The sequence below is a fragment of the Pseudoalteromonas sp. SG43-4 genome (assembly GCF_014164325.1).
GTDB lineage: Bacteria > Pseudomonadota > Gammaproteobacteria > Enterobacterales > Alteromonadaceae > Pseudoalteromonas > Pseudoalteromonas distincta.
In genome coordinates, this window is sequence record NZ_JACJFB010000001.1 from 275,603 (window position 1) to 299,289 (window position 23,687).

The window sequence follows — 23,687 nt, forward strand, 5'->3', positions numbered from 1 at the left end:
CACTTAAAATCATGTATAATTTTACTAATACACTCTTTCGTATGAAAATAATGCGTTTCAGTTCCATTGTCTTACTGGTCATATTAAGTAATAGAGTAAATGCTGAAAATATAAAACCGTTCACATCAGATGGCTGTAGTGTTTTTCCGGACGGCACGACAAAAGATAAAAAGTTGTGGCTTGCATGTTGTAAAGCGCACGACTACGCCTACTGGCAAGGTGGCACTTATTGGCAACGTTTAGAAGCAGATAAAGCCTTGCAACAGTGTGTTATTGAAGCCGGCGAAACGAGTATAGCGAACATTATGCTTGCTGGAGTTCGATTTGGTGGCAGCCCTTATATACCATCGACTTTCAGATGGGGCTATGGTTGGCCCTATCCTAGGTTATATCAAGCATTAACAGCTGATGAAATTAAGCAAATTGCTGCTTTAAAAACGGTATTAACTCAAACCAATTAACACATTGTGAAAAACTGGGTTATGCAAATAATATCAAAAGGAATTGAATCACTATGCTTATACTGTTAAGTGTCATTTTAACTTTGTTTCCAACGGTAATATCTTATTTTGTTTCACGTAATTACGCTAAAAAGGCTAAAGCGACTAATAAAGGTGCTTACATCAGAGCTGTGCTTTGGCCTAGTGTTTTCTCGTGGACACTATTTGCTGCTGTTGGGCACGGTGCAATCACCTTCCCCTTACCTTCAACGTTTGCGCTCGTGTTATATATGTTTCTGTATCACGAACGTGGTATCTATTTCCATCCTCACATATTTTTAAGCCCAACGATTCCAATAGCCGTTTATTTAATAAGCTATTTCAAATACAAAAAAGCGGCCAATAAAGAGCTAACGCCCTAGCCCACTATTGGCTCATCAGTATCTTGTAAGGTCCGAAGCTGCACTTACTCCAGCTGTGCACTTCTTTGCTGTGAAACTACAGCGTTATTATCTGAATATAAATGTGTAAATAACAGGTCTGGTAAATAAAGCGACATTACCAAAAATAACGAGTTTACCTATGCCCCTAGATATACAAAAAAGCCTTAAAGTAAAACCTGCTCACATCGTCTCATTTATTGTGTTTTTATTAGTTTCATTATCTACGTTTACCGCTCAAGTATATGCCGCTGATGCTGTATGGCCTTCAAAAACCACTTACAAATATGCAAATGTAAATGGTAAATGGTAAAAAGATATTTTACCGAGAAGCTGGCGCGCAGCATAAGCAAACCATTGTACTTTTACATGGGTATCCGTCGTCTTCACACAGCTACCGAGAATTCATCCCACTCTTATCAGGTCGTTATCATGTGATTGCACCTGATTATTTAGGCTCTGGTTATAGCGCACGCCCAAACCCAAAAACTCAAAAATATACTTTTTAATTTCTAGCTCAATACGTTGAAGGATTACTAACAACACTTAAAGTAAAGCACTACAGCCTTTATATACAGGACTTTGGAGCTCCTGTGGGCTTTAGAATGTTGTTAAATAACCCAAATAAACTTGATGCACTTATTGTACAAAATGGTAATGCGTATTTAGAGGGGCTAACCCTACCGAGGCAAGCTTTTTTTAAAGCCGCGAATGAGGACAAATCACAAGCGCAGAGTGATAAAATTTATTCGTTCACGTCTAATAAAGCCATTATTAATAAGCAATATTTACGAGACGTACAAAGTAACCCAGAAGTAATGAGCCCTGATAGCTGGACGCACGATCTTCACTTTTTACAAACTAAATCCGATAGAGTAATTCAAGTACAATTGCTACAAGATTACTACAATAACCTTCTCGACTACCCTAAATGGCAAGCTTATTTACGCAAGTACCAACCAGCAACATTAATTGTATGGGTAAAAACGACCCTGCGTTATAGCCGCAGGCGCTAAAGCATATTTAAAAGATGTACCGAACACTGAAATACATTTACTCGATTCAGGACACTTTAGTGTTGAAGAAAAACCAATTGAGATTGCAAAGTACATTGTGAACTTTATGGATAAGCTATAAATAGCGGAAATAAAAAACGCTGAGGGTATAAACCATCAGCGTTTCATTAAATTGTACTAACTTAAGCTAAATCCAAAGAAATAGTATTTAATATGGGTAACTGTCAGATCAAGTCTGAGCTAGTAAATTTTAAGTATTTAACCTTCTTCTTCAATAAGTGACTCTAGTAGATCGTGTATTTCAGCTTTAAGCTCTTTATCTTCAATTTTATTAGCACTAACCTTAGCATTTTGAAGATTTTTAATAGCCTCGTCTTTTTGACCAAGTTCTAGCTGCAGTGTAGCCATTGAAAAAGAAACTGATGACATGTGATCTTTGTTATTAATCGCAACAGACTTTTCTAATGCTTTTTCATAAGTCGTGATTGCCTCTTCTAGCTCTTCGGTAAAATCAGCCAAAGTTTCCCATTGTACTGGGTGATCTTTTGAGGTATTTTCGTTTTCAATACAAATCGCTTTTAATTGAGCAAATAAAGATTCAAATTTTTCTCGGTTATTTTTGTTAGCCGCCGCCATTAAATCTTCTGCTAGGTCATGTACCGCTTTATATATTTTTGTATTCATCATCACTGGTTATCCTTTAGTGCAACTAAACTAATTTACTGACTCAATTTAGCTAAAATGTATCATTACAGTCATTATAAAATGTATTTAAACAACTGATTTATTTAATTTGGTGTATAGCGTAATAATACATTAATAATGAACATCGCGTAGGCGTTAAACACACTGTAATTAAACTTTATCGCAATTACTCTTAGTAACCTCACACACTGAATAAACTTGCAACCCAATCCAACGTAAAGATGGTCGTAAACACTTTAAGTGCAATGACAACTATAAATAATAAGATGATTGCCGCTTTGGCTTTGCTACTTTTGAGGTTGTTCCAATATAATAACTTTGCATTAAATTCTGTTTTTAACTTAGTAACAGCTTCTTTCATAATTACATCCTACTTAGGGATCCCGCTCAGCAACATTTAATAACTACACAGCTGCCCAAGCAGGTTTCATAATATTTTTCGCCACCTTAGAGTAAAGCATTAAATAAAGCCTGTACTATATAAAATGTAACAAGGGGTTTTAACTTAAGTTATTGTATCTAACTTTTTTACACACCCAAAAAGCAAACAATGGGGCAATTCAGTAGAGCGTTAATAATAAATTTGGTGCTACACTAATAGCTAACTTAAATGTGTTAACAGCCAACTAAATTAGCAAATTATGAAAGAGTGCAACCAGTGTGGTAAATGCTGTATTAAATATGGTGGCGGCGACTTAAGCGCAACGAAAGAAGAAATAGATTTATGGGAGCTCTTTAACCCCGAAATTTATGAGTACGTTAAAAACTACGAAATTTGGTTTGACCCAAAAACAGGCTTAAGACTTCAAGTGTGCCCATTTTTAGAAATTGCGCCCAAAAAAGATCCTCTCGCTAAAAACATGTATACCTGCAGCATTTACCTCGACCGCCCAGAAGACTGCCGCCACTACCCTAGCCTTATTTCGGAGATGATCCGCGACGAATGCGAAATGATTGAATCTGTAGATATAACAAACCAGACAAGAGCGCAGCATAAACTAGATGCGATAATGATAGATAGCCGCTATTAAATATATAGATTTACCAGCTAGGGCTATGAGTTATTCGGCCATATGGATAAGTTTTCTATTCACAAACCTATTATTTGAATTTCTATAGTATTGGCTTAATCGTCATTTTTAGATTATTCATCGCAAAATACAAAGTTATACTATAACATTGTTGATTCGTTAATTTTGCGGTGTTATATTATATCACAACATAATAACCACGAACCAATATATCCATGACAAAGTTAACATTAATCTCCTCTGCTATTTTTTCTGTTTTATGTTCTCAATCAGCTTTGGCTGCAACTGTTACTGGTAAAGTAATGGATGATAAAAATCAACCAATTAAAAATGCCTCTATCCATGTTCATGGCAAAAACCAAAGCGTAAAAAGTAATGATTTAGGCGAGTTTGCTATCGAAATCGATGCAAACAGCCAATTACATATTAGTAAAGACAACTACATAGACTCTCGTATTGCTGTTACCGAATCTTCAAACAACCTGTCTGTGTCACTTAAACCAACATCGGTTGAAACAGTGGTTGTTTATGCCTCTGCACTTCATAAAAACAGCTTAGAAATGATATCGCCAGTAAGCGTGCTCTCAGGTGATGAATTAAGAAATAAATCTAAACCAACACTTGGCGAAACTCTTAAAGGTTTACCCGGCGTAAATGCAAGTTACTTTGGCCCAGTATCATCAAGCCCGATTATTCGCGGTTTAGATGGCCCTCGCGTTAAAATCACACAAAATGGATTAGATGCCAGCGATGCATCGCGTATTGGTCCAGACCACGCGACATCAAGCGACAGCCTAGCGGCAGAACAAATTGAAGTATTACGTGGTCCAAGCACCCTACTTTATGGCTCTGGTGCAATTGGTGGCGTTGTAAACGTGGTTGATAACCGTATTCCTACTAGCAATATCGACGAGCTTACAGGTGCAGCTGAATACAGCCACGATACTGTATCTAACGCAAATACAGTTGCTGCAAAACTTGAAACCGGTAATGAGGGTTTTAACTTTCATTTTGATGGTACAAAACGCAGCGGCGATGATTACCAAACACCAAACTTTACTATCACCGATGATGATGGCGATGTCGAAAAAGAAGATTCAGTAGAGAACACCTTTATTGATAGCGAAACGCTTAACTTTGGTACTAGCTATGTTGGAGAGCACCTAACGGTTGGTTTTTCTTACGGTAGCATTGATACCGATTACGGGATTCCTGGGCATGAGCATCATCACGATCACGAAGGTGAAACTGAAGAAGAGCATGCAGAACATGAAGACGAAGCAGCTGAAGAGCCGGTTTATGCACATTTAGAGCAAGATCGCTGGCAAGGGCTTGTAAGTTACGCCCTTCATAATAACTGGATTGAAACCATTAACCTACGTGTTGGCTACACAGATTACTCGCACAGCGAAATTGAAGATGGCGAAATTGGTACTACTTTTAAAAATAAAACGACTGAAGCACGTTTAAATGTAGAGCATAAGTTTGCTGATTGGCACGGAATGATGGGCTATCACTACAGCGATTCTGACTACGATGCAATTGGTGAAGAAGCCTTTACACCCGCAAGTGTAACTACAACTAACGCATTATATTTACTAGAAGAGCGTGAATTTGGCGACATTACAATTGAACTTGGCGCACGTGTTGAAGATTACAAAATTGAAAGCCAAATCACGGCACACGAGCATAGCCACGATGAAGTAGAAATAGATCACAGCGACGAAGAAACCATTGGGTATAATGAAAGTTTTACCAATTTAAGTGCCTCTGCTGGTGCCATTTGGCAATACAAGCCGGGTCATAGTATCGCTACGAGTATTTCTCATTCAGAACGAGCACCACTTTCGGCAGAGCTTTTATCTAACGGTTTACACATTGCAACTGGCACTTACGAGCTAGGCCTTGGTTACAATATTGAAGATAATGAAGCGCATTTTGAGCCAGAAAATATCAAGCAGGAAACTTCAACAAACTTAGATTTAAGCTTTAGACGCTTTAGCGGTGATTTTGGTTACACCGTTAACTTTTTCTATAACGATATCAAAAACTTTTATTTTCAAGAAAATACGGGGTTAGTTTACGATGAAGAAGATGGTTTAGAATCAGCTATTGGTGCACATGACGATGCTGTTGCGGTTTATCAATTTACAAGTAAAGACGCAGAGCTTTATGGAATTGAGTTTGACGCGCATTACCAAGTAACACCAAGCGCTATGGTTAAAGTATTTGGTGACTCAACTCGTGCAAAACTTAAAGATGATGAAGGTAACCTACCGCGTATTCCAGCCAATAAATTAGGCTCTGAGTTACAGTACGATTTAGGTGACTTACAACTAACATTAACGGGTACTCATTACTTTGATCAAAACGATGTAACTGCCTTTGAAACTCAAACTGATGGCTATACGTTATTTGATGCACAAGCTAATTACCAATTAGGTTTAGGCAGTGTCGATGCACAGCTGTATATAAACGTTGATAACATTACTGATGAGTTAGGTTTTGTACATAGCTCATTTATTAAAGATAAAGCCCCACTACCAGGCAGAAACTTCCGCTTTGGTGTTCGTGGCTATTTTTAATAATTAAAAGTAGTTTTAGTTTATAAACCGCATTTTATTAATGCGGTTTTTTTATTTTTAGAATATATAATATCGATCGGCAATAATACTTGATCAATTCAAGGGATTAAACTTTGCGCTAACTGCGTAAAAAATTATGATATACGACTGCATGGATGCAAAAGGTAGAGCAATGCAGGAGCAATTAGTGATAACAATTAGTTAAAAAAGTTTTTGCCTTGTTATCAACCCTATTTTCTTAGCGCAAAATAGATCACTTAATTAATCGAATTGGTATAAAACACTTAGATTACAGACACAAAAAAGCCGTATTCAGATTGAATACGGCTTTTTAAACTCTTAATTTTAAAATTTATTTAAATTAAGAAATGATTTCGTGTAGTTCAACGTCAAATACAAGCGTTGAGAAAGGTGCGATTGCAGCACCTGCGCCACGTTCACCATAAGCAAGCTCATGAGGAACGTAGATACGCCATTTAGTACCTACAGGCATCATTTGTAATGCTTCAGTCCAGCCTTTGATCACGCCACCAACTGGAAATTCAGCTGGTTGACCGCGCTCGTATGAGCTATCAAACACAGTACCGTTAATTAGTGTACCGTGGTAATCAACACGTACTGTAGACTCAGCTGTTGGCTTTTCGCCTTCGCCAGTCGCTAGTACTTCATATTGAAGACCAGACTCAGTTACTGTGATTTCAGGACGTTTTGCGTTTTCTTCTAAGAATGCAATACCTTCGGCAGAAAGTACTTTAGATTCTTCTTCACGACGAGCTTGGATCTCTTCGTTAATCTTTTCGAATGCAGCTTGAATCTCAGGGATCTCAACTTGAAATGCGCTACCAGCGTACGCATCTTTCATGCCTTCAAATACTGAATTTAGGTTTAAGCCTTCAAAAGGATTAGACTTAAGTTGCTCACCCATTTGTAAGCCAATACCGTAACTTGCTTTTTCAGCATCTGTAGTAAAATTATCTGACATAATGTGTTTTTCACGTTTTGTTAGTTAAAAGACACGTATATGCTATCACAAAATAAACCCCGTTTGGGGCTAGTTTTTGCTGAGTTTTAGCTTAATTAGGCCAACAATATAACTACAAAGCGGTAAAGTGAATAAAATTCCAACAAGTAAAGGAATAGCTAATAATCCAGATTCACCAGACAATAAAAATGGCACTGCAACTAAGCCTACTAAACCAATAAAAGTAGAGCCAATTACTGGCCAATGTTTATCATATTTAGTAATAAGATGGGCAGCCAAAATATTAAAACCAAGACCATAAGCAAAAGCGGTAATTAATGGATATTCTGGCTGTGCGTCGACCGCCATTTTTGCCAACAAGCTAATAGCACTTTGATAGCAGTAACCAAATACCACCCATAATAAAAGATGTTTTATTAATAGCTGTGAGGTTGATAGGTTCGTTGCTTTAGTCATTAATTAAACTCCACAAAGCAAAAAACCGCCTATAAGGCGGTTTTTTTAAATAATGGTGGAGAGATAGGGATTTGAACCCTAGATGGGCTATAAACCCATGCCGGTTTTCAAGACCGGTGCATTCGACCACTCTGCCATCTCTCCGTACGGCGCGAATAATATGGTTAAACGTGTTACTTGTAAAGAGCTAAATATAAATTAATCGTAAATAATAATTAAACGATTAAAAACAAGTCACATTGCTCTTTTGTTAAGCTAATTACTTCAACACGCTTATTAATTCAATACTCAGTAATATTGTTTAGGCCTGCGAGCAATCCAAGAACAAATTAAACAAGCCAATAAACTCAATGCCGCGAATGTTACACTTTGAAAAATTAAGTCAAATCGATTTAAATCATCACTTGGCACTATTACAAACATAAAAGCGGGGAGTACACTTAGCGCTAAAACATAACAACACACTTTAAATGCCCGTCCAAAGTCAAAACGTTTAGACTGTTGCATCCACAAAGTTAACAGTATTAGCATACCTATTGCAGAGCCTGCTATAAAATGCGCTGCATTTGTACTCATTGCAACATACAAGGTTACAAAAGCACCAACAATTCCCCAAATTGACCACGCAAGCCAGTTTTCTTTTTCCTGTAAAAATAAATTTCCCATTGTTTTCGTCTTCTTTATCGTTATTTTTATTAAGACTTTCCATAATGTATCAAAAAACAACCGATTAAAAAACAAACTGAAGAAGAATTATTAACTTTTGTGCTTCCAAGCGCTTCTCACAGCCAAACCACTAACTCTTTTATATTACTCTTAGTAACCTTAATGAATTATGACTATGCATATTGCATAAAGTTCATACTATTTCACAAATTACTAAAATAATGTCCTGGTTTATGGCGAGGTGACTTTTTACACTCAACTTGAGGAGTACCTATGTATAAGTACCCTACAATTTCATCTTGCTCATGTAAGTTAAGCGCTTTTTTGACTGCTCTACTTTGTGCAAAGTAACCTGTGCGCCAAACACCACCTAAACCTTGAGCAAATGCAGCTTGTTGCATTGCTAATACACTGCAGCCTGCACTTTGTACCTGCTCGATACGAGGAACTTTTGGGTGTTCTTGATATTTAGCAATTGCGATTACAATCATAGGCGCACGAAGGGGAAGCTCTTTAGCACGGTTAATTACTTTTTCTGTCTGTTGCTCTGCCACTGCACTTTGATGGTAAATTTCACCCAGTTTATTGCGTGCATCACCTTGAGCAATGATGAACTGCCACGGTGCTATACAGCCATGATCAGGAACACGTAATGCTGCTTGCTTAATTATGTCGAGCTGCTCAGGCGTAGGGCCCGGCTCTGTTAGTTTAGAGTCTGATTGGCGAGTAAGTAAAAGCTCGATAGCGTTCATAACGATTCCTCAAAATTCAAAACGATAGAGTAACATTTAAAACCTTAAATAATAAATACCGAGAAATTAAAATGCAAAACGGCCGCAAAGGGTCAACTATGCAGCCGTTAATAAAATACATTTAATGCGCTATTTTTTTATAACGTTTCGCTTTAACCAGTAATCAAAACTAACAAAACGCCCACCGCCCATAAAAAATAAACTTAAGAGCATAGCAAAATAAATTGCCGAAAATTCTATGCCATTATTTAAAATAGATGGTTTACCTTTTTCGTATAGGTAATCAGGAAAGCCGTGCTCTTCAACTAAGTCTCGAATTTTTCCTATCCTGTCTTGTACTTCTAATGAGTTTTCGAGGCTTTCTTTTGCACCTGGGATAGATAACCAATCAAGTACTTGCGCAGCACTTGTTTCTGGATTAGTCGGCGCTATTGCAAACCACCCGTTATGCCAATGTACTGAAGTAGCCGCTACAACCATTGTGAACATAAGCGGGATACTGACTAAGCGAGTTAAAAGGCCAAATAATAACAACCAACCACCTAAAAATTCACTCCATCCAGCTAAGAAGGCTAGTAAATCAGGAAACGGTAAGCCTAAACCCCATTCACTATTACCAAACCATTGAACGACATCAGGCGATGCTAAAAAGTTATTTAGAAAGCCTTCTGTTTCAGTACTTATAGCAAGTTTGTTATAACCTGCGATGATCATAACGGGAGCTAAAATTAAGCGAAATAGTAAAGCAGGTAAACCATCTAAAAACGATAGTTTACCCAATATTGTGTTATAAAAACTGATTAGTTTATTCATGCGTATCCTGTGTGTTCAATGTTTATTAAGTTATAGACTATAAACAAAAAAGACCGTATAGATTGATAAACTATTTCAATTTATTTACAAAGGTTAAATACTTCTCGCCACTTGTAGAGCTTCAAAAATAGCGCGTTTAGCATCAATTGCAGCAGCCAATTTAGCTCCGCCTATCACATGCACTTTTGCGTTATCTGTGTAACCTTCTAGCACTTCGCTATTAGAAACCTGACCAATACACGCAATAACAGTATCTACCGGCAGTACTTGAACTTCTCCAGCAACATTAATTGTTAACCCATTCTTATCAAAACTTTGATATTGGCAGTCAGCAATTTGTTTAACACCATGCTGTTTAGCAACTTGGCGATGTATCCAACCAGTGGTTTTACCAAGCTCACTACCAAAACGACCCGAACTGCGTTTTAACATATACAATTGGCGCTCGTCTTTATGAGGTTGTGCATCACACTCAATCCCCCATTGCGTTTTAAACTCGCTAATAGATTGTGATGTATGTTCACTTAAAAAAGCAACCATATCAAAACCAATACCGCCAGCACCTAAAATAGCGATTGATTTGCCCAGTTCTACTTCGCCGCGTATGACTTCGTCATAAGCAAACACACGCTTATCATCACTACATTTAATAGAGGCTTCACGCGGCCTAACGCCTGTTGCAAAAACAATATCATCATAATCTTTAAGCATTGAATCGTCGTAAGCTTTACTAAGCTCCACAGTTACTTTTAATCGCTCGAGCTCATTAGTGAAGTAAGTAAGTGTATGGTTAAAGTCTTCTTTACCCGGTATTTGCATGGCTAAATTAAATTGACCGCCCATTTGCGATTTTTGATCAATTAACGTGACGTTATGCCCTTTTTGAGCCAAGTAACAACTTGCTGATAAACCAGCAGGACCTGCACCGACAACTAATACATTTTTAGCTTTAGCTGCTTGCTCTAGCGGGTAATCTAGCTCAAATGCAGCTTGTGGATTAACTAAACACGTAGCACGTTTATTTTTAAATACGTGATCTAGACAACCCTGGTTACAGCCAATACAAATATTGATTTGTTTAGATTGATTGTTTACGTACTTATTAAAAAACTCAGGATCAGCTAATAATGGACGTGCCATCGAAATTAAATCAGCCTCGCCTGCATTTAAAATATCGTTAGCAATTTCTGGAGTATTAATTCGGTTAACAGCAATCACAGGGACATTAACTACGTCTTTTAAACGCTTTGATGCTTCTTTAAATGCACCCGGTGGCACCATACTCGCAATAGTCGGTACACGCGCTTCGTGCCAACCAATACCAGTGTTAAATATATCAACACCCGCTTTTTCAAGTTCGGTAGCCTGAATAACAACTTCCTCTGGTGTTGAACCGTTTGGAATCAAATCAATGACCGACAATCTAAAAATAATTAAGAATTTTTCAGATACTTTTGCTCTTACAGCTTTAACTATTTCAAGTGCAAGTCGCATTCTATTTTCTAAGCTGCCACCAAACTCATCATCGCGTTTATTGGTATGAGGCGCCATAAACTCATTAATCAAATACCCTTCAGAACCCATGACTTCTACGCCATCGTAGCCGGCTTTTTCAGCCATATAGGCAGAATGCGCAAAGTCTTTAATTGTTTTTTTAATCGAGCCAAGCGACATCGCTTTAGGTTTATAAGGATTAATAGGTGCTTTTATTGCACTTGGTGCTTGATTGAAAGGATGGTATGCATAACGTCCAGCATGTAATAATTGCAAACAAATTTTTCCACCGTGTTTATGCACAGCATCTGTGTAAGCGCGATGCTTAAACACATCGTAATAACTATTAAATGAGGAAGAAATAGGTGTTAGCTTGCCACGTAAATTAGGGCTGTATCCGCCTGTAATTAACATCGCGGTGCCACCTTTTGCACGTGCTTCATAAAATGCACGTAAGCGTTTGCGGTTATGCCAGCCCTCTTCAAGGCCTGTATGCATTGAGCCCATAACCAAGCGGTTACGTAATTGTGTGTGTTTTAGTTGTAATTGTTGTTCTAACATCTTGTGCCCCGTTAACTGGTCTAACCTGTATACATTAGCTAATTCTGCTTTAATGGCAAGTAATAAGCAATATGTGCATGCATTTAATTAAAAATAGCTGTAAAAACTTACGTTTATATAGGTTCATAAACACTTCGTTACGATTTAGCAGTTAAATTTATTTTTATTCTAGGCTAAGATGGAACTAATGTATTAACTGTACCAAATTAAGGAGCTATTTTGATAGCAAAGGTATTTAAAGGTATTTGGGCTGGAATTAATTTTTCTCGTCGCTTAATACTAAACATTTTGTTTTTATTACTGGTAATTGTTTTCTTTGTGTCACTCTCAAGTGACGATGATCAAATAATAGTTGAAAATGGCTCTGTACTCAGGCTTAACTTAAATGGCCCTATTGTTGAAGAGAAAACATATATAGACCCAGTTGAAGCCGCAATTAGTGATGCAACTTCTGGTTCTGAAGCACCAAGCGAAATATTACTCGACGATATTGTTGAAGTAATAAACGAAGCGACTAAAGACGATCGTATCTCGGTGATATTGCTTGATTTACAAGAGATGCCTAAAGCACATTTAAATAAACTTAAGCAAATTACAAAGGCTATTGATGCCTTCAAGCAAGCTGGCAAAAAAGTAATTGCATCGGGTTATTACTATACTCAAGCACAATACTATATTGCATCGCATGCTGACGAAATAGCTATGCACCCATACGGCAGCGTAGGTATTGAAGGTTATGGCATGTACCCGCTTTACTTTAAAGATGCACTTGAAAAGCTTGAAGTAACGCAGCATATTTTCCGTGTTGGTACATTTAAGTCAGCAGTAGAACCTTTTATTCGTAACGACATGTCTGAAGCAGCTAAAGAAGCTAACCGCGTTTGGTTAGGCGCTCTTTGGAGCGAATACAAACAAGATGTTGCCGCTGTTCGCCCGTTTGATGAGTCAAATTTTGACGAAACAATGGACGTATATCTAGAAAAAATGAAAGCTGCCGATGGCGATGCAGGTAAATATGCACTTGATCACCAGTGGGTTGACTCTTTAAAAACAAATCAGCAAGTTCGTAAACAATTAATTGATTTAGTAGGCACACAAGAAGATGGTAAGACATTTAAGCAAGTTTCATTTCGTGAATACTTAAGCTTAATTAAACCGCCTATTGAAATTGATAACCCTATTACCGAAAAAGTAGCGGTAGTTGTTGCTAAAGGTACGATTGTTGATGGTGAGCGTAAAGCAGGCGAAATTGGGGGTGACTCTACAGCCGCCCTACTTCGTAAAGCACGCCTAGATGATAAAGTTAAAGCGGTTGTACTACGTATAGACTCTGGTGGCGGTAGTATGTTTGCCTCTGAAGTTATTCGTGCTGAAGTATTAGCCCTTAAGGCTGCTGGTAAACCTGTTATTGCTTCAATGAGTTCTGTGGCTGCATCAGGTGGTTATTGGATTGCCTCTGCTGCAAACGAAATTTGGGCAGCACCAAGTACAATTACAGGCTCAATTGGTGTATTTGGTACGTTTATGACATTTGAGAAAACCTTATCGAAAATTGGTGTTTATTCAGATGGCGTTGCAACAACCGAAATGGCTGGCTTTTCTATCACTCGTCCACTAAATGAAAAGATGGGTCAAGTAATTCAAATGAACGTTGAGGAAGCATACGGTCGCTTTTTAAATGTTGTTGCTGATGCGCGTAATATGACGCCTGAGCAGGTTGACAAAATTGCCCAAGGCCGTGTATGGATTGCATCTCAAGCACTTGAACTAGGTTTGGTTGATAAGCTAGGCGACAAACAAGGTGCGATTGAAGCCGCTGCTGCACTTGCCAAACTTAATCATTATGAAGTTAAAACTATTAAACAAGATTTAAGCTCGCAAGAAAAAATGATTCAAAACATTTTTGGTAATGCGTCTATTAAATCAATGCTTGGTTTGCAAACACAAAAAACATCTGTGTTAGCAACACAAGCTAATTTACAAAGTGTTATTAACCAATTAAGTACTGAAGTTGAAAACCTTAAAGATTACAACGATCCACAAGGTGTATACGCACGCTGTTTAGTGTGTAACGTTGCACAATAAAAGTGCATAGCTTCACCTAATCAGCTGTATTTAAAGCTGCTTAACGTTATACTAGGCCCAGTTTTTTTACTGGGCTTTTTTTATGAAACGTAAACGCATTTATATCGCTTATACTGGCGGTACTATAGGTATGAAAAAATCGAGTCGAGGCTATATTCCAGCTGAAGGTTTTTTAACAGAAACCGTAGTGAATAACGCAGAATTTAATCGTGATGAAATGCCTTTGTTTGATATTCACGAATACTGCCCTCTTATAGATTCTTCAGACATGTCACCAGAGCATTGGCAACTCATTGCTAATGATATCAAAGATAAATACCAAGATTATGATGGTTTTGTGGTGCTCCATGGCACTGATACTATGGCGTATACAGCCTCAGCGCTGTCATTTATGTTCGAAAATTTGACTAAACCAGTGATTGTAACCGGCTCACAAATTCCGCTCTCACAATTACGTTCTGATGGCCAAGTAAACTTACTTAATGCCATGTATTTAGCTGCAAATTATCCTATTGCTGAAGTAAGTCTCTTTTTTAATAACCAACTGTTTAGAGGTAATAGAGCAACTAAAGCACACGCGGATGGGTTTAATGCTTTTGCCTCGCCGAATCTAGACCCCTTAGCGTTATCGGGTATTAATATTCAACTTATTAAGGGGCAGCTTAGCCCATATGTTGAAAATGAGCTGCAAGTTACACCTATTACACCTCAGCCTATCGGGGTGCTTTATTTGTACCCTGGCATTAGCCAAGAGGTAGTTAAAAGCTTGGTCAATGGCAATATTAAATCACTGGTGCTACTGAGTTTTGGTGTAGGTAATGCACCACAAGATCCGAGCTTTTTGTCAATACTCGAAGAAGCAAGTAAACGTGGCGTCGTAATTGTTAACTTAACTCAGTGTTTAAAAGGTCATGTAAACATGGGTGGCTATGCAACAGGTAATGCGCTATTAAATATTGGTGTAATAAGTGGGTACGATATGACTCTTGAAGCATGTTTAACTAAGTTACATTATTTATTTAGCCAAAAGCTTGAAGTCGAAACGATTCGTCATTTAATGCAAGATAACTTACGTGGTGAGTTGAGCCGTTAATTTTTAGCCTGTAAAAATACAAAAGGCACGCTAAATAGCGTGCCTTTATCGTTTTAAACAACTGTTTTTTATCTAACTTTAGCGTCTATATCTACTAAATCAGTTAAATGACACATTTCACCACTGTGGGTTTTTATGCCGTGCTCACCAAAGTAATCACGCTGGGCTTGAACTAAATGCCCATTACTCGGTGTAGTTAATGTTGCTAAATACGTTTGTGTAGCTCCCAATACAGGGAATGCTAAACCAGTCATTATTGCTTGACCGGTAATTTTTCGCAAAGAGTTAGACTCTTTTTCAAGAGTGTCAATAAATTCAACACCTTGTGCAACGCTATCAAGGTAGTCAGCACGAATTATACAACCAGCGCGCCACGTTTGAAGCGTTTTAGATAAATCTACTTTCCACTGATGAGTACGTGATGCACCTTTAATTAGCGCCAGACCTTGACGATACGCAAGTAAGCTTGCAAGTAAGAACGCGTCTTTTAGCTCTTCTAAATCAATTTCAACATTGCTCGTTGATTTAGATGCATATGTCATCTCTTGTGCAGCCGTTGTGTTACATGCATTAGTTAAATGACGAGCTTGAACAGCAGCAACAAGTGAAGGGACAGCAATACCAAGTTCGAGTGCATTTTGCGCAGTCCAAAGACCAGTACCTTTAGCGCCAACTTTATTATCAATTAAGTCCGCAAGCGGTACATTATTATGATTTTCAAGTGACAATATATGGCTAGAAATAGACAGTAAGTAACTATTTAATTGACCTTCTGACCAGTCATTAAATATCTCAGCTACTTCTTTTGGAGAACGATTAGTACCTAAACGAAGTAATTGGTAAACTTCTGCAATAAGTTGCATCAGTGCGTATTCAATACCGTTGTGAACCATTTTTACAAAATGACCACTTGCTGATTGACCAACACGTGCAAAACACGAGTCGCCATTATAGCTAGCAGCTACTTTTTCAAACCATGGCTCAATACGTTCCCAACCACCTTCAGAACCACTTGCCATCATTGCAGGACCATGGCGAGCGCCTTCTGCACCGCCAGAAATTCCCATAGTGGCAAATTCAAATTTATTTTGGTATTTGAGTTTACGCGTTATACCGTCTTTATAATTACTATTGCCGCAATCGACTATCATATCGTCACAATTAACGCCGGCCTCTACAAGTTCATTACAAACTGTATCAACTAACTCACCAGCAGGAACAAGTAATAAAATAGAACGAGGTGCCTCTAAACGCCTTACCATGTCACTTAAATCAGAGACAATGTGAAGCCTATCAGCCATGCCTTGTGATTTGGCACAACTTAGTAACTCTTCACCCGCATGTGGGTTTTTATCATAAGCGACTAGCGTTATCCCTTTTTCAATCAAGTTTAGGGCAAGATTTTTTCCCATAACGCCTAACCCTACTAATGCAACTTGCATCTAGTGTCCTCCTCGGTAACAACTATTTGGTTAGAAAATTCAATGTATAAATTAAATAATACCGCGTGCATTATACTCATACAGTCATAAAATACTAACTATGAGCCCATACAACATGCTTTTTTATTACAGATAAATAAGCTACGTAATTATATCAAACATCAATGCTCTCGGGGTGACTAAAAGCAACGCTAATTGAAATTAAGATCATTGACGCATTCTGACACCGGTGTCATAATGATGACACAATAGTTTTGTATAAAATAGTGGCAAACCTTTGAAGTTTGCACATAATTAAAATATTTTAATCTAATATAGATGTTTTAATTCAACAAAATAACGTCAACATGCTTTCACCAAGCAAACAGGAGAAATTGATGCTAAGACGCACGAAAATAGTCGCTACCCTTGGACCTGCTACCGATAGAGATAACAACTTAGAAAAAATTATTATCGCTGGGGCTAATGTAGTACGTTTAAACTTCTCACATGGTGTTGCCCAAGATCATAAAGACCGTGCGCAAGCTGTACGCGATATTGCAAAAAAATTAGGCAAGCATATTGCTATTCTTGCTGATCTTCAAGGCCCTAAAATCCGCGTTTCTACTTTTAAAGAAGGTAAAGTAACGCTTTCTGTGGGTGCAAAGTTCACTCTTGATGCAAAAATGGAAAAAGGCGAAGGCGATGTTAACTCTGTAGGTATTGATTATAAAGAATTACCTAACGACGTTAGCCCTAACGACTTACTACTCCTAAATGACGGCCTTATTCAACTAACTGTTGATGAAGTAGCTGGGCACTTAGTACATTGTACTGTAACTGTTGGCGGTGTTTTATCTAACAATAAAGGTATTAACCGTTTAGGTGGTGGCTTAACTGCTCCAGCATTTACTGAAAAAGATAAAGAAGATTTAATAACTGCCGCTGAAATTGACGTAGATTACATTGCCGTATCATTCCCACGTAGTGGCGACGATATGCGCTACGTACGCTCACTTGCTGAAGCTGCTGGTTCAAAAGCACAACTACTTGCAAAAATTGAACGTGCTGAAGCCGTTGAAACACAAGAAGCTGTTGATGACATCATTCTAGCGTCTGACGCTGTAATGGTTGCCCGGGGTGATTTAGGTGTTGAAATTGGTGATGCAGCTCTTATGGGCAAGCAAAAACTAATTATTCGTCGTGCTCGTTCATTAAACCGTACTGTAGTTACAGCAACGCAAATGATGGAATCGATGATCGATAACCCTATGCCTACACGTGCAGAAGTTATGGATGTTGCAAATGCTGTTCTTGATGGAACAGATGCTGTAATGCTTTCAGCTGAAACAGCTGCTGGTGATTACCCTGAAGAAACTGTTGCAACTATGGCACGTGTTTGTTTAGGTGCTGAATCTCAAAAAGAAACGCATGTTTCTAAGCATCGTTTAGATAGTCGTTTTTCTAACAATGCAGAATCTATCGCACTTTCTGCTATGTATGCAGCTAATCACTTAGATTCTGTTAAAGCTATCATCACGCTTACTGAATCTGGTAGCACGGCTAAATTAATGTCACGTATCAGCTCTGGCTTACCAATCTACTCGCTTTCACGCCATGCGAGTACATTAGGTCAAACAGCACTTTATCGTGGTGTTTACCCAGTATTTTTTGATTCTACAAAAACTGAAAAAGACGGTATGGTAAAAGCGGCACTTGATACTTTAGTTTCTCAAGGTTCTTTACAGTCTGGCGATACAGTAATTATTACTCACGGTGACTCAATGGAAACTGTGGGCGCAACTAACACAATGAAAATTGTAACTGTCGCATAATTAATACCAATTCGCTTAATTAAGTGATCTATTTTGAGGATAGAAAAACGTGTTGATAGCTATTCAAAAAATCGCTATTAAGTTGTTCTCGGCAATTGCTCCTGCATTGCTCTACCTTCTGCATCCATGCAGTCGTAAATGAGAATTTTTTAACACAGGTAGCGACACGTTAGCCCCGCAAAATAACTAAGTATTGTTGCGGATTGGTATAATTACTAAATATAAAAAATGCGAGCTTAGCTCGCATTTTTTGTACCTGTAATAAAAGCGTTGGCTTTAACTTGCTAATGCCGCTTTAACCTTATCTCGATAGCTACGGCTCACTTTTAATTCTTGTCCGTTTTCAAGTACTAATAAATACTCGCCACTTACTTGTGTAACCAGCTTACTAATTTGTTTTGTGTTTACTATCGCACTGCGGTGTACACGCACAAATAACTGAGGGTCTAGCTCTTGCTCAAGCTCTTTCATTGTTTTACGAAGTATATGCGTTTGTCCATCTTCACAATGTAAACACATATAGTCACCTGCAGCATCAACCCATTGGATAGTCGCTACAGGTACCCGTATAATTTCACCCTGCTCTTTTACTGCAAGCGATTCTGGGTAACGTCTATCTGTTAAGGTATCGCCAGTGGCTAATTTTTTTAATATTTCTTCGCAATTATTACCAGTAATACCGGCTACAAAACTCGCTAGTTTTTTCTTATGGGCGTTGTCTTGCTGCGTTTTTAAATAAGTATGCACTTTTTCTACCGCCTGTTTTAATCTGTTATCATCAACGGGTTTTAAAATGTAATCGAGAGCATGAATTTCAAATGCTTTTACAGCAAACTGATCAAAAGCAGTTACAAATACAATAGCAGGTAGTACTTTTGTACTTTCGCTAAGCGCTCTTGCCACCTCAAAGCCATTCATACCTGGCATCTGAATATCTAAAAAAACCAAATCGATTTTCTCGCTTTGGCACATTTCAATTGCATCAGCGCCTGAACTACACAATTTAATTACTTCAATATCAGAATATTCTTCAAGTCTTACCGCTAAACCTTTTCGCGCTAACGGTTCATCATCAACAATGAGTGTTTTTATTTTAGTCATTTTTCACAGCCTTCTCAAAAGGTACTCGCAGATTAACTTTTAATCCACTTGGCGTATTATGTGATAATACAAACGAATAATTATTTTCATACAACGTTTTTAATCTATCTTTGGTGTTAGCAACACCTACACCTTGAGCGTTAACTAATTGGCCATCAAGTATTTCAGTGCCTGGGCCGTTGTCACCCACTTCTAGTAATAATTCATTCGCAAATACTTGTGCTTTAATATCAATTACACCACCTTCTGTCAGATGGGCAATGGCATATTTAATCGCGTTTTCTATAATTGGTTGCAAAATTAAGCTCGGTACTAAAGCCTCTTTTGCTTGCTCGCTAATATCTACATTTACTTTCAATCGCTCATCAAAACGGACGCGCTCTATTTCTAAATAAAGCATGAGAGCATGTAGCTCTTGCTCAAGCGGTACTTTTTTAATTGGATCGGTATTAAGTGTGTAACGTAAAAAGTCACTTAACCTTGCTACCATTAAGTTAGCATCTTTGTTTTCTTTAACCAAAATTAAAGTAGAAATAGCGTTAAGTGTATTGAATAGAAAATGGGGGTTGAGCTGATACCTGAGCATTTTTAGTTGCGCTTCGTGTGCCATCGTTGTGGCCTTTAACGCTTTTTGTCGCTCACTTTGTAATAACTGATAATATTTAACGCCAAAGTACAAACCACTCCAACATAAAATAATATAAACCGAATCTAAACCTTGCTGCAGGTAATAAAACCACTCCTCTGGTCTATAACCATGGCGGTATATTTCCCATAGATTGAATTTTTGAACGACAGCCCATAGAGTGCCCGTTATATAAGAGGCACCAAATACTACAATCATTAACACCCAGGGCGAGGCATTCCAAATTTTACGGTAAATATACCTAAGCGGCACTGTCATCAAACAACCAGCGTAAGCATTCAATAAAATAACAAATACATATATATCACGCATTTCAAATACTTTAGAGCCGATATAATTTACTAACGCGTAACCAATCCAGCCCGCGATTTGCAAAAGCCAAAAAAAACGTTGCCTGTTATCGACTAAAGATTGCCAGTTCAAAATAGATGTTTACTCCGTATGGTTAAAGCTAATTCCATAAAATAGGCGTTTGTTATTTTTATTATTTTTACCTATGTAGGGCTAATTTTCACAAAATTAGGTAGTCTTATTATATAGATTTATGAGTTTGCATAGCACTACAGCTTGCCTTGCTTTTTAAGAGTCTTACCGCAAACAAATAGTCGAGACACTAAAAAAGCGAAAGGTTATCCGCCTTCCGCTTTTTAAATATCAATAGCCTTGTGTAAATTAAGCTAGTTTATCTGATGCTACTTTGTAGGTTGGATCTTCAATCACATTCACTTCAACTAAATCTCGTGCTTTATGAAGCAACTGCGTACAGTCTTTACTTAAGTGACGTAAATGAAGTTGTTTACCTGCTTTTGTGTATTTGTCAGCAAGTGTATCAATTGCTTCTATTGCACTGTGGTCAGATACGCGGCTGTGTTTAAATTCAACAATCACATTTTTAGGATCATTTTTCACATCGAATAACTCAGAAAAGTTTTTAACAGAGCCAAAGAATAACGGACCATGTAGTTCGTACACCTTAGCGCCTTCCTGATCAATGTAGTTAGTTGTATATATCTGCTTCGCATGCTGCCAAGCAAATACTAGAGCCGATACAATAACACCCACACATACAGCAATCGCTAAATCAGTAATAACCGTCACGCCCGACACAAGAACAATTACAAATGCATCAGATAATGGTACGCGCTTCATCATTTTAAAGCTTGCCCATTCAAATGTACCAAGTACTACCATAAACATAACACCAACAAGTGCAGCTAATGGGATCATTTCAATTAAGCTAGAGGCAAAAATAATAAAACCAAGTAGCATAAGTGCAGCGCTTATACCTGATAAACGAGAGCGACCACCTGAATTTATATTGATCATTGATTGACCAATCATTGCACAACCACCCATTGCACCAAACATACCGCAGGTAATATTTGCAGCACCTTGACCAATACATTCTTTATTACTATGACCACGGGTTTCTGTAATCTCATCAATTAAGCTAAGCGTTAATAATGATTCAATTAAACCAATAGCCGCTAAAATAAGTGCATAAGGAAAAATAATTTGTAGCGTTTCGAAAGTAAACGGCACCATAGGAATATGAAATTCAGGCAAGCCGCCAGCGATTGTTGCAGCTTCGTCTCCAGTCATTCCTTTTAAGAAATCTAATACTGTATGCGCTTCTAAATCAAATCCAATCACTAATCCAGTTACAGTTACAATAGCAACTAGAGATGAAGGCACTGCTGTAGTCAATTTTGGCAAAAAGTGGATTATTGCCATGGTTAATGCAACTAAGCCAAGCATGATAAATAATGGATTACCTGTCATCCATTCTTGTCCGCCCATACCATCTGGCACTTTAAACTGCCCTAGCTGAGCTAAAAATATAACAATTGCTAACCCGTTTACAAAACCAAGCATTACCGGATGAGGAACCATACGGATAAACTTACCGAGCTTAAATACACCCGCGAGAATTTGCAGTATTCCCATCAGCAACACAGTTGCAAATAGATACTCAACACCGTGATCAAGCACTAAACTTACCATGACAACAGCTAGTGCACCGGTTGCACCTGAAATCATACCAGGGCGACCACCAAAAATAGCCGTAATTAAACCAACGATAAACGCGGCATATAGACCAACCAAAGGTTCTACATTTGCAACAAAGGCAAACGCAACTGCTTCTGGGACTAAGGCTAACGCCACAGTTAATCCAGATAGAATATCGTTTTTAGCAGAGCTAGGCGCCCTACTGAGTAAGTTAAACATTGAGGTCCTCAAATGGTGTAATGGGTATCAAAAAAAGCGCTAAATTCTACCAAATTAGCGCTCCGTTAACAATTATCATTATGTGGTTAAACTAAACTAAAAATGGTTTAGCTTTTAAAAGAAGTGCTTTTACAAAGGAAGGGAAGTACTGCGTTTTACACATGTCATTGTTACATTAGAATGTACTTCTTGGACGTATTCTAAGCTTAGTAAATTATCGCGCACAAAATGCTCATACCCTTCTATGCCTTGTGAAATTATGCGTAGCATAAAGTCCATGGTACCAGCCATAGTGTAACACTCTGTTACCTCGTCGTAGCTCATGATCAGCTTTTCAAACTCAGCAAGATTCTTTTTACCGTGATTTGATAAACGCACATGTGCATATACAAGCATATCAAAGCCAAGTTTTTTCTCATCTAAAAGAGCCACTTTGCTTTTTATATAACCATCTTGCTCTAGCTTAGCGATTCGACGCCAGCATGGAGATTGAGACAAGCCTACTTTATCTGCAATTTCTGCGGTTGATAAACTAGCATCTTGTTGTAAAAGTGCCAATATTTGGCGATCTACGTGATTTAGAGACATTTTATTTCTTATTTATCAAATAAACTGGTTAAATTATACAACCATTTTAAAACGCAGTCTGCTTATTTTTAATGTTTATGCAGTTTGTAAACCTAAAATAAGCAACTTAACCAAACTTACCACTTACAAAAGGATTTGTTTTCTTTTCAAACCCCACCGTAGTGTCGCTACCATGTCCTGCCAATATTTTAGTATTATCAGGTAAGGTTAAAATATGCGTCTTAATCGACTCTATAAGTTGTTCACTGTTCCCCTTAGGAAAGTCAGTGCGCCCTACTGAGCCTTTAAAAATAACGTCACCGACAATAACGCACTCATAGTCTGGTTGGTAAAACACTATATGACCGGGTGTATGCCCCGGGCAATGTTTCACTAAAAAGCTAAGTTTACCTACGCTCACGGTGTCATTATGGTTTAGCCAAATATCCGGATAAAACGGTTCAATGGGTTTAAATCCAAACATCTGTGCTTGCATAGGTAAGTTTTCAAACCAAAAGTACTCATCTTTTTGTGGACCAATAATTTGTACGTTAAATTGATTTCGTAAAATATCAGCCCCACCCACATGATCTAAATGCCCGTGCGTTAACCAAATAGCACTTAATGCTAGTTTATGCTCATTAAGGACCGTTATTATTTTATCAGTGTCGCCACCTGGGTCGATAACCACAGCGTGTTTAGTTTCGCTACACCAAATAATACGGCTGTTTTGTGCAAAGGCAGTGACAGGTATAGTTATGATTTCCAT

23 protein-coding genes and 1 tRNA gene are annotated in these 23,687 nt (G+C 38.0%); 9 read left to right on the plus strand and 15 right to left on the minus strand.

Going from position 1 to position 23,687, the window contains the following annotated elements; genetic code table 11:
- Positions 1-50 precede the first annotated feature (50 nt).
- The 4 genes from H5160_RS01260 to H5160_RS20350 all read left to right on the plus strand — a co-directional run bounded on the left by H5160_RS01260 (position 51) and on the right by H5160_RS20350 (position 1,896).
- Positions 51-461 (plus strand): hypothetical protein, encoded by a 411-nt coding sequence (locus H5160_RS01260; protein ID WP_182736466.1) that lies wholly within the window; start codon positions 51-53, stop codon positions 459-461.
- Between the two features lie 561 nt (positions 462-1,022).
- Positions 1,023-1,193 carry a hypothetical protein gene (locus H5160_RS20340; RefSeq protein ID WP_259416308.1) on the plus strand — a complete coding sequence of 57 codons (171 nt, stop codon included), beginning with the start codon at positions 1,023-1,025 and terminating at the stop codon, positions 1,191-1,193.
- On the plus strand, positions 1,180-1,389 hold the full coding sequence (locus H5160_RS20345) for an alpha/beta fold hydrolase (RefSeq protein WP_259416310.1): 210 nt from the start codon (positions 1,180-1,182) through the stop codon (positions 1,387-1,389). The genes H5160_RS20340 and H5160_RS20345 overlap by 14 nt, the downstream gene beginning before the upstream one ends.
- A gap of 96 nt (positions 1,390-1,485) precedes the next feature.
- Positions 1,486-1,896, plus strand: coding sequence for a hypothetical protein (locus H5160_RS20350; RefSeq protein WP_259416312.1), 411 nt, complete (start codon positions 1,486-1,488; stop codon positions 1,894-1,896).
- 258 nt (positions 1,897-2,154) lie between these two features.
- Here H5160_RS20350 and H5160_RS01270 read toward each other — a convergent pair whose 3' ends face one another.
- Together H5160_RS01270 and H5160_RS01275 are read right to left on the minus strand one after the other, a co-directional pair.
- A complete protein-coding gene (locus tag H5160_RS01270) occupies positions 2,155-2,583 on the minus strand; it encodes a hypothetical protein (RefSeq protein ID WP_002961147.1) in 429 nt (142 codons plus the stop codon).
- A gap of 199 nt (positions 2,584-2,782) precedes the next feature.
- A complete protein-coding gene (locus H5160_RS01275) occupies positions 2,783-2,962 on the minus strand; it encodes a hypothetical protein (protein WP_002961145.1) in 180 nt (59 codons plus the stop codon).
- A gap of 280 nt (positions 2,963-3,242) precedes the next feature.
- Here H5160_RS01275 and H5160_RS01280 point away from each other — a divergent pair, with 280 nt between their 5' ends.
- Both H5160_RS01280 and H5160_RS01285 read left to right on the plus strand, forming a co-directional pair.
- Positions 3,243-3,632, plus strand: a complete 390-nt coding sequence (locus H5160_RS01280; protein ID WP_182736467.1) for a YkgJ family cysteine cluster protein — start codon at positions 3,243-3,245, stop codon at positions 3,630-3,632.
- Between the two features lie 215 nt (positions 3,633-3,847).
- The gene (locus H5160_RS01285; RefSeq protein ID WP_182736468.1) at positions 3,848-6,217 is read left to right on the plus strand and encodes a TonB-dependent receptor domain-containing protein; all 2,370 of its coding nucleotides are present in this window, start codon (positions 3,848-3,850) and stop codon (positions 6,215-6,217) included.
- Positions 6,218-6,578: 361 nt separating this feature from the next.
- On the opposite strand, the gene H5160_RS01290 is transcribed toward H5160_RS01285, so the two are convergent.
- The 7 genes from H5160_RS01290 to H5160_RS01320 all read right to left on the minus strand — a co-directional run bounded on the left by H5160_RS01290 (position 6,579) and on the right by H5160_RS01320 (position 11,941).
- A complete protein-coding gene (locus H5160_RS01290) occupies positions 6,579-7,199 on the minus strand; it encodes an FKBP-type peptidyl-prolyl cis-trans isomerase (protein ID WP_002962890.1) in 621 nt (206 codons plus the stop codon).
- A gap of 69 nt (positions 7,200-7,268) precedes the next feature.
- Positions 7,269-7,655: a hypothetical protein gene (locus H5160_RS01295; protein WP_182736469.1), complete on the minus strand. Its 387-nt coding sequence runs from the start codon at positions 7,653-7,655 to the stop codon at positions 7,269-7,271.
- Positions 7,656-7,708: 53 nt separating this feature from the next.
- Positions 7,709-7,799 (minus strand) — tRNA-Ser (locus H5160_RS01300).
- Positions 7,800-7,943: 144 nt separating this feature from the next.
- The gene (locus H5160_RS01305; RefSeq protein ID WP_024596649.1) at positions 7,944-8,321 is read right to left on the minus strand and encodes a hypothetical protein; all 378 of its coding nucleotides are present in this window, start codon (positions 8,319-8,321) and stop codon (positions 7,944-7,946) included.
- A gap of 203 nt (positions 8,322-8,524) precedes the next feature.
- Positions 8,525-9,073 (minus strand): NAD(P)H nitroreductase, encoded by a 549-nt coding sequence (locus tag H5160_RS01310; protein WP_182736470.1) that lies wholly within the window; start codon positions 9,071-9,073, stop codon positions 8,525-8,527.
- A gap of 129 nt (positions 9,074-9,202) precedes the next feature.
- Complete coding sequence (locus H5160_RS01315; RefSeq protein ID WP_182693918.1) at positions 9,203-9,886, minus strand: DoxX family protein; 684 nt, start codon at positions 9,884-9,886, stop codon at positions 9,203-9,205.
- Positions 9,887-9,979: 93 nt separating this feature from the next.
- Positions 9,980-11,941, minus strand: a complete 1,962-nt coding sequence (locus tag H5160_RS01320; protein WP_182693919.1) for an FAD-dependent oxidoreductase — start codon at positions 11,939-11,941, stop codon at positions 9,980-9,982.
- A 219-nt stretch (positions 11,942-12,160) separates the two neighbouring features.
- On the opposite strand from H5160_RS01320, the gene sppA reads away from it, so the two are divergent.
- The gene (sppA, locus tag H5160_RS01325; protein WP_182736095.1) at positions 12,161-14,026 is read left to right on the plus strand and encodes a signal peptide peptidase SppA; all 1,866 of its coding nucleotides are present in this window, start codon (positions 12,161-12,163) and stop codon (positions 14,024-14,026) included.
- An 82-nt stretch (positions 14,027-14,108) separates the two neighbouring features.
- The gene (gene ansA, locus H5160_RS01330; protein WP_002962901.1) at positions 14,109-15,119 is read left to right on the plus strand and encodes an asparaginase; all 1,011 of its coding nucleotides are present in this window, start codon (positions 14,109-14,111) and stop codon (positions 15,117-15,119) included.
- Between the two features lie 68 nt (positions 15,120-15,187).
- Here the strand turns inward: ansA and gndA are convergent, their stop codons facing one another.
- A complete protein-coding gene (gene gndA / locus H5160_RS01335) occupies positions 15,188-16,561 on the minus strand; it encodes an NADP-dependent phosphogluconate dehydrogenase (protein ID WP_182736472.1) in 1,374 nt (457 codons plus the stop codon).
- Between the two features lie 377 nt (positions 16,562-16,938).
- Here gndA and pyk point away from each other — a divergent pair, with 377 nt between their 5' ends.
- Positions 16,939-18,375 (plus strand): pyruvate kinase, encoded by a 1,437-nt coding sequence (gene pyk, locus H5160_RS01340; protein WP_024596643.1) that lies wholly within the window; start codon positions 16,939-16,941, stop codon positions 18,373-18,375.
- Positions 18,376-18,651: 276 nt separating this feature from the next.
- On the opposite strand, the gene H5160_RS01345 is transcribed toward pyk, so the two are convergent.
- The 5 genes from H5160_RS01345 to H5160_RS01365 all read right to left on the minus strand — a co-directional run bounded on the left by H5160_RS01345 (position 18,652) and on the right by H5160_RS01365 (position 23,687).
- Positions 18,652-19,476, minus strand: a complete 825-nt coding sequence (locus H5160_RS01345) for a LytTR family DNA-binding domain-containing protein (protein ID WP_024596642.1) — start codon at positions 19,474-19,476, stop codon at positions 18,652-18,654.
- Positions 19,469-20,545 (minus strand): sensor histidine kinase, encoded by a 1,077-nt coding sequence (locus tag H5160_RS01350; protein WP_024596641.1) that lies wholly within the window; start codon positions 20,543-20,545, stop codon positions 19,469-19,471. Before H5160_RS01350 ends, H5160_RS01345 begins: the two co-directional genes overlap by 8 nt.
- Before the next feature lie 249 nt (positions 20,546-20,794).
- Positions 20,795-22,351, minus strand: a complete 1,557-nt coding sequence (locus tag H5160_RS01355) for a SulP family inorganic anion transporter (protein WP_024596640.1) — start codon at positions 22,349-22,351, stop codon at positions 20,795-20,797.
- Positions 22,352-22,480: 129 nt separating this feature from the next.
- Positions 22,481-22,939, minus strand: a complete 459-nt coding sequence (locus H5160_RS01360; RefSeq protein ID WP_002960703.1) for an Lrp/AsnC family transcriptional regulator — start codon at positions 22,937-22,939, stop codon at positions 22,481-22,483.
- A 106-nt stretch (positions 22,940-23,045) separates the two neighbouring features.
- The gene (locus H5160_RS01365) at positions 23,046-23,687 is read right to left on the minus strand and encodes an MBL fold metallo-hydrolase (protein ID WP_182694046.1); all 642 of its coding nucleotides are present in this window, start codon (positions 23,685-23,687) and stop codon (positions 23,046-23,048) included.

What these genes read in the sequence shown, in the direction of transcription:
- H5160_RS01260 (WP_182736466.1), top strand. Translation starts at nt 51, where the DNA reads ATGCGTTTCAGTTCCATTGTCTTACTGGTCATATTAAGTAATAGAGTA.
- H5160_RS20340 (WP_259416308.1), top strand. Translation starts at nt 1,023, where the DNA reads ATGCCCCTAGATATACAAAAAAGCCTTAAAGTAAAACCTGCTCACATC.
- H5160_RS20345 (WP_259416310.1), top strand. Translation starts at nt 1,180, where the DNA reads ATGGTAAATGGTAAAAAGATATTTTACCGAGAAGCTGGCGCGCAGCAT.
- H5160_RS20350 (WP_259416312.1), top strand. Translation starts at nt 1,486, where the DNA reads ATGTTGTTAAATAACCCAAATAAACTTGATGCACTTATTGTACAAAAT.
- H5160_RS01270 (WP_002961147.1), bottom strand. Translation starts at nt 2,583, where the DNA reads ATGATGAATACAAAAATATATAAAGCGGTACATGACCTAGCAGAAGAT.
- H5160_RS01275 (WP_002961145.1), bottom strand. Translation starts at nt 2,962, where the DNA reads ATGAAAGAAGCTGTTACTAAGTTAAAAACAGAATTTAATGCAAAGTTA.
- H5160_RS01280 (WP_182736467.1), top strand. Translation starts at nt 3,243, where the DNA reads ATGAAAGAGTGCAACCAGTGTGGTAAATGCTGTATTAAATATGGTGGC.
- H5160_RS01285 (WP_182736468.1), top strand. Translation starts at nt 3,848, where the DNA reads ATGACAAAGTTAACATTAATCTCCTCTGCTATTTTTTCTGTTTTATGT.
- H5160_RS01290 (WP_002962890.1), bottom strand. Translation starts at nt 7,199, where the DNA reads ATGTCAGATAATTTTACTACAGATGCTGAAAAAGCAAGTTACGGTATT.
- H5160_RS01295 (WP_182736469.1), bottom strand. Translation starts at nt 7,655, where the DNA reads ATGACTAAAGCAACGAACCTATCAACCTCACAGCTATTAATAAAACAT.
- H5160_RS01305 (WP_024596649.1), bottom strand. Translation starts at nt 8,321, where the DNA reads ATGGGAAATTTATTTTTACAGGAAAAAGAAAACTGGCTTGCGTGGTCA.
- H5160_RS01310 (WP_182736470.1), bottom strand. Translation starts at nt 9,073, where the DNA reads ATGAACGCTATCGAGCTTTTACTTACTCGCCAATCAGACTCTAAACTA.
- H5160_RS01315 (WP_182693918.1), bottom strand. Translation starts at nt 9,886, where the DNA reads ATGAATAAACTAATCAGTTTTTATAACACAATATTGGGTAAACTATCG.
- H5160_RS01320 (WP_182693919.1), bottom strand. Translation starts at nt 11,941, where the DNA reads ATGTTAGAACAACAATTACAACTAAAACACACACAATTACGTAACCGC.
- ansA (WP_002962901.1), top strand. Translation starts at nt 14,109, where the DNA reads ATGAAACGTAAACGCATTTATATCGCTTATACTGGCGGTACTATAGGT.
- gndA (WP_182736472.1), bottom strand. Translation starts at nt 16,561, where the DNA reads ATGCAAGTTGCATTAGTAGGGTTAGGCGTTATGGGAAAAAATCTTGCC.
- pyk (WP_024596643.1), top strand. Translation starts at nt 16,939, where the DNA reads ATGCTAAGACGCACGAAAATAGTCGCTACCCTTGGACCTGCTACCGAT.
- H5160_RS01345 (WP_024596642.1), bottom strand. Translation starts at nt 19,476, where the DNA reads ATGACTAAAATAAAAACACTCATTGTTGATGATGAACCGTTAGCGCGA.
- H5160_RS01355 (WP_024596640.1), bottom strand. Translation starts at nt 22,351, where the DNA reads ATGTTTAACTTACTCAGTAGGGCGCCTAGCTCTGCTAAAAACGATATT.
- H5160_RS01360 (WP_002960703.1), bottom strand. Translation starts at nt 22,939, where the DNA reads ATGTCTCTAAATCACGTAGATCGCCAAATATTGGCACTTTTACAACAA.
- H5160_RS01365 (WP_182694046.1), bottom strand. Translation starts at nt 23,687, where the DNA reads ATGGAAATCATAACTATACCTGTCACTGCCTTTGCACAAAACAGCCGT.